This is a genomic window from Enterovirga sp. (assembly GCF_035325185.1).
GTDB lineage: Bacteria > Pseudomonadota > Alphaproteobacteria > Rhizobiales > Beijerinckiaceae > Enterovirga.
The window spans coordinates 1-5095 of the sequence record NZ_DAOLAJ010000152.1 but is presented as its reverse complement, the minus strand read 5'-3'; the positions used below and the strand labels follow the sequence as shown (position 1 = coordinate 5095).

The window sequence follows — 5095 nt, the reverse complement described above, 5'->3', positions numbered from 1 at the left end:
CGCGCCGCTGGCGGATGACGCTGGGCAGGATGACCTGCCCCTTGGTGGAGACGGTAGTGGTGAGCTTCTCGGCGCCGGCCATCGGCCTGACCCTGCCAGATGTAAGACGAGCGTAAGATAATTCGCGGCGGCCTCGCGTTCAAGTTCGTGCCCCGAGAGGGAGAGTGTGGCTGGGACGGATGTGAGCCGCCCCGGACACCAGCCGTCGCGGAAACGGCGGCGAAGGACGGCATAACGGCCATGGGCGAAATGGTCGGGATCGCCGACAGTGAAGACGCCGCAGGGAAACCCCACGCGATTGCGGCAGAGTGAAAGCCTTCCCGTTTCCTCAACTGGCCCGCCGGCGACGGCCGGCCTCTTTTTTGGAGGCCGTCATGGCGACCCCGCATGATCTGGCCCGGCACCTTGCCGATCGTGCCGAGGCGGTGTGCCGCCGCTATCTCTCCGCGGGTCGGCGCCAAGGCAGTTACTGGCAGGTTGGCGATGCCCGCAACACGCCGGGCCGCTCGATGTTCGTGCGTCTGCGGGATTCCCCGAAGGGGCCGGCCGGCAAATGGACCGATGCGGCCACCGGTGAGCATGGTGATCTCCTCGATGTGATCCGCGAGTCCCTTGGGCTGGTCGACTTCACCGACGTCGCCAAGGAAGCCCGGGCATTCCTGGCCCTGCCGCCCCCTGAACTCGGGACCCCGCTGGACGGCACGGGTGGACCTGCACCGTCAGGTTCGGCCGAGGCGGCCCGGCGGCTCGTGGCCATGTCGCGACCGATCGCCGGCACGCTCGTGGAAACGTATCTCCGCAATCGCGGCATCACGGTTTTGCACGGAACCGGAGCCTTGCGCTTCCATCCGCGCTGCTACTATCGGCCCGGTGCACACGGCCCGACCGAGCCCCGGCCCGCCATGATTGGCGCCGTCACCGACCTCGGCGGCCGGATCACGGGCGCGCACCGGACCTGGCTGGCGCCGGACGGCTCCGGCAAGGCCGCCATCGATAGGCCGCGGAAGGCGATGGGCGACCTGCTCGCTCACGCGGTCCGTTTCGGCCTGCCGAACGAGGTCATGGCCGCCGGCGAAGGCATCGAGAGCGTGCTGTCACTCCGATGCGCAGTGCCGCATATGGCGATGGTGGCCGCTCTTTCGGCTGCCCATCTCGCCGCCATCCTGTTCCCGACGAGCCTGCGGCGGCTCTATATCGCTCACGACAACGATCCCGCCGGCGACGGAGCGCGGGACAGCCTGATCAAGCGGACAAACGCGGCCGGGATCGAGGCCATCGTGCTCTCCCCGATCCGAGGAGACTTCAACGAGGATCTGCGCATCTTGGGCATCGGGGCACTCGAGGCCACCGTGCGGGTTCAGCTCGCCCCGGAGGATGTCGCCCGCTTCATGACCCTGACGGCATAGCCGGGAGGGGAAGGAGCGGCGCGTCACTGGCGTTGCTGCCAAGCCGCAGCCTTCGGAGAGGATCGCGCCCTGGCCTTCGAGAGAGCGATCGGCCGGCAAGCGGACCGGACCGGCAATGGCTGCGGCCGACGATTTTCCGGCGCGGCGAGCCGCCGCTTTCCATCGCGAGGCAAAATCGCCTGCCTTCGCCATCCTCCGCTGACGCTGCGGCCCTCCGCTTCGCTCCGGGTGCAGGTCCGGCCCGCCCGCCGGCTTCGTCCGCCACGAAGGCCGCGAGGGCGCGGTCCAGCCGACGGAGCATCCCATGAGCCAGCACGACGTGTTCGAACCGCCGCACACCTCATCCCCGACCGACCATGTTCTCCAGGAGCTTCAGCTCCACGGCTATCGCCCCTTCACGGACGAGCCCGACCCTCGCCCGTTGCCCGACGAGCACCGCGTCGCCGGCGCCATCGCCGACATCTTCGACGCCCTGGTCTCGACCTTGGCGGATACCCGCCTCGAGCCCGATCTCGACGATCTCCTCTGGTCCACCGTCAATCTCTTCCACCGTGCCGCCCATCGCCTCGAGCGCGAGCTCGACGACAACGAGCAGGCGCAACGTCGATCACAGCAGGAGCGGGATGGCAGCGAGGTCCAATCCGTCAAGCTCGAGCGCCTCACGGATCAGGGACGGACGCTCATCGAACGACGGGACGCCTTCGAGCTGATGCGCGACGAGGCGGCCGAGCAGTTCGAGCGCCATACCGGATCAGGCTGGCGTCCCCGCGCCGGCTCCCTGGTCAGCCATCGCAACCTTACCGCGGCGATGATCGACAGCCGCGATTTCCTGGCCGCCCGGAAGCAGGCGGACACACAGCTCCTATTGCCGCCGGGGCCGAAGGTCGCCTTCACGGGCGGCGCGGAATTCAACGACCATCGCCTGATCTGGGCCATGCTCGATCAGGTCCACGCGAAGCATCCCGACATGGTGCTCCTGCACGGCGGCTCGCCCAAGGGGGCCGAACTGATCGCCGCGAAATGGGCCAGTCATCGCAAGGTGCCCCAGATCGCCTTCAGGCCGGACTGGGCCAAACACGCCAAGGCCGCACCCTTCAAGCGCAACGACCAGATGCTCGCGATCATGCCGATCGGCGTCATCATCCTCCCCGGCACCGGCATCCAGGACAACCTCGCCGCCAAGGCCCGCAAGCTCGGCATCCCGGTCTATCGGTTCGGGGCGAACTGCGTCTGATGATGCAGACGCCATGATGAGCCCCAAAGATTCTGCCGGGAGATATTTGGCCTCCCGGAACGCGCCAGAACCGGACAGCAGGTGATCGCCAGACTCCGGACATTCGCCGCGACGTCTTCCAACAACCATCCGGAGCTTGCGGCTCGAGCAGGGAACGCGGAGCAAAAGGCGGCGCACGGTTCGATTGCTGGGGATTGAAGAACCGGGCGGTGGTTTGATACCCATAGCGCCAGCAAAATCCACTACGCTTTGTTCCCACAATGTTCTATGCTGGGCATACGCCCAAACGGATCACAGACAACCAGTTGATCGGAGAACTCGGAGAGGCCGCCACCCGGACGCGCTTCCTTGCCATCGGCTTTCAGTTTGATCCTCGTTCGAGACTCGAGGCAGGCATCGACGGTATTGCCGAGGTAATGATCGACGGAGAGCCCTCCGCCAAAATGATCGCCGTGCAGGTCAAATCGACACGCAGCGGAGCCTACACGTCGGAGAACGATGCGGGCTTTTTCTATCTGCTGGAGACAAGGGATCTCGACTATTGGAGAAACTCCAACCTGCCTGTCATCATCGTTCTGTACCGCGAGAGCGACAACAGCTTCTTCTGGAAATCGGTTGATGTTCGCACCGGACCGGAACAGCGTCGGCTACAGTTTTCGAAATCGACCGATGCCCTGAACCGCGATTCCGTCGACTGCCTGGCCGCCCTCACCGTTCCCAAAGCTGGCTTCGGCTACTACGTTCCACCGCTGAGAGGTGGCGAGACGGCGCTCGTCAATCTGTTGCCCGTCGTGCTTCCGGCGAAATCTTCGTTGCCAGCTCCCCCTTCGAGAGCAAAAGGGCGATTACGGAACTCTACAATCAACAGGAAATGCCACGGTTCGATTGGACGATCCGGGACGGGAACTTCTGGTCATTCCATGATCCCCGGGAACATTCGACCAAGGCGATTGTCGATCTCGATCAAGTCGAGGCGATTGAGACGCGCCTGCTCGCCTTCCACGAAGATTTGGACGAGCAAAACAATTTCGCGTTCCTGCTTCGCCAGACATTGCGCCACCAGTACGACAAAGATATCGCCTGAGATAAGGAAGATAAAATCTTTTATTTCAGAGCACTCGAACGCAACGAAACTCGCACCTATCCCTATCAATCGGCCAAAAACAAAACTCAGGCCTATGTCGTCAATGTTTCGCGCAACCCGAAGGCCCCTGAAAACGTATCGTTCGTTCGTCATCACGCCTTCGCGCCGAAATTCGAATGCCTTATGGATCAATGGTTCCTTATGGTGAACCCGACCTATTATTTCACGACAGATGGTCTTCAGCGGCATTCGTATCCGCATGCGCTCCTCTCCGGCAAAAAGCGTCTCGATAACAACGCGTCGCTGCGCGGCCAGGTGATCATGTGGCATCGCCTGCTCACCGAGTATGAGCGCCAGGACTCCGGCCTGTTCGCTCCGACAGAACCCCTGCCGGTCCCGATACTACGCTTCGAACCGTATCCGGAAATCGACCTGCCGACCACCGTGCCCGAAGATGTGTGGGTCAAACCCAGGGCGAAAACAAAATCATCCGCCGCGCAAGCGGAGTTGATCTCATGAAGTTCGAAAGCCAGATCTTCGACGAGCCCGAGCTCGAATTTGGCGACGGGCACAGCCATGCGGACCCGCGGTTGGGCCTCACCGAGGCCGGGCCTCTTCAAGCGCCTCTCGGCGACAAGGTTCGGGTCGGAGTCGTGGGGGACGCAAAATCGGTGGAATCAACGCAGCGCTTTCTGAAGAAGGCTGCCGACGGGTTTGAATCCGATTCAGCGACGCATCCGAACCTGCACCCCAATTTTCCGGGGCTCCGGAATCGCAACCCCTTCCGGTGTGAATTCGATGTCGCTCAAAGCGCGACACGCGCCCTTAGCAAGGCCCAAATCGAGAAGATCATCAAAGAGCGCGATCACGCGAAGGCCGTCGAAGTGGCCGTCGAAGCGATCCTCGCCGAGTTGCAATCGCTCGACGACAGCGGGGAGCGGCCCGATGTGGCCATCGTCGCGCTACCTGTCGCGTTGATCGAACGCGTGTGGAATGCGCGGACCGACGAAGACGGCACCACGGAAAAGGAAGATGCCGGCGGCTCCGACGCACCTAATTTCCGCGGACTTCTCAAGGCGCGGGCGATGCCGCTGAACTTTCCTATCCAGATCGTTTGGGAAGACGTGGTCGATGAGAGCGCAAAAATCCCCCGCAAGGTGAAGGAGAGCGTTGAGCGCAAGATACAAGATGAGGCGGGACGGACGTGGAACCTGCTCACCACGCTCTATTATAAGGGCACGGGCCGCATTCGCCGCATCCGAGCTGCGGCATTATCAGCGGGGTGGCAAGCGAGTATACCTCGTCCCGTGCGCGATAGCGGACGGCCAGCAGGGCGCGCTCATCATACAGGAATGTAGCCGCCGCGTGATC

At 63.2% G+C, this 5095-nt stretch carries 5 protein-coding genes and 1 pseudogene; 5 read left to right on the top strand and 1 reads right to left on the bottom strand.

What is annotated here, in order from left to right:
- Positions 1-82: pseudogene (locus PKD06_RS18270) on the bottom strand (AbrB family transcriptional regulator); the annotation flags it as partial.
- 292 nt (positions 83-374) lie between these two features.
- Here PKD06_RS18270 and PKD06_RS18265 point away from each other — a divergent pair.
- The 5 genes from PKD06_RS18265 to PKD06_RS18245 all read left to right on the top strand — a co-directional run bounded on the left by PKD06_RS18265 (position 375) and on the right by PKD06_RS18245 (position 5082).
- Positions 375-1406, top strand: a complete 1032-nt coding sequence (locus tag PKD06_RS18265) for a toprim domain-containing protein (RefSeq protein WP_324382660.1) — start codon at positions 375-377, stop codon at positions 1404-1406.
- 304 nt (positions 1407-1710) lie between these two features.
- The gene (locus tag PKD06_RS18260) at positions 1711-2640 is read left to right on the top strand and encodes a DUF2493 domain-containing protein (protein WP_324382658.1); all 930 of its coding nucleotides are present in this window, start codon (positions 1711-1713) and stop codon (positions 2638-2640) included.
- A gap of 305 nt (positions 2641-2945) precedes the next feature.
- Positions 2946-3932, top strand: coding sequence for a DUF4365 domain-containing protein (locus PKD06_RS18255; RefSeq protein WP_324382656.1), 987 nt, complete (start codon positions 2946-2948; stop codon positions 3930-3932).
- Positions 3908-4243 carry a hypothetical protein gene (locus PKD06_RS18250; protein ID WP_324382654.1) on the top strand — a complete coding sequence of 112 codons (336 nt, stop codon included), beginning with the start codon at positions 3908-3910 and terminating at the stop codon, positions 4241-4243. Before PKD06_RS18255 ends, PKD06_RS18250 begins: the two co-directional genes overlap by 25 nt.
- A complete protein-coding gene (locus PKD06_RS18245; RefSeq protein ID WP_324382652.1) occupies positions 4240-5082 on the top strand; it encodes a hypothetical protein in 843 nt (280 codons plus the stop codon). Before PKD06_RS18250 ends, PKD06_RS18245 begins: the two co-directional genes overlap by 4 nt.
- Positions 5083-5095: the final 13 nt, after the last annotated feature.

Coding starts and splice junctions, on each gene's coding strand:
- PKD06_RS18245 (WP_324382652.1), top strand. CDS start 4,240: ATGAAGTTCGAAAGCCAGATCTTCGACGAGCCCGAGCTCGAATTTGGC.
- PKD06_RS18250 (WP_324382654.1), top strand. CDS start 3,908: ATGGATCAATGGTTCCTTATGGTGAACCCGACCTATTATTTCACGACA.
- PKD06_RS18265 (WP_324382660.1), top strand. CDS start 375: ATGGCGACCCCGCATGATCTGGCCCGGCACCTTGCCGATCGTGCCGAG.
- PKD06_RS18260 (WP_324382658.1), top strand. CDS start 1,711: ATGAGCCAGCACGACGTGTTCGAACCGCCGCACACCTCATCCCCGACC.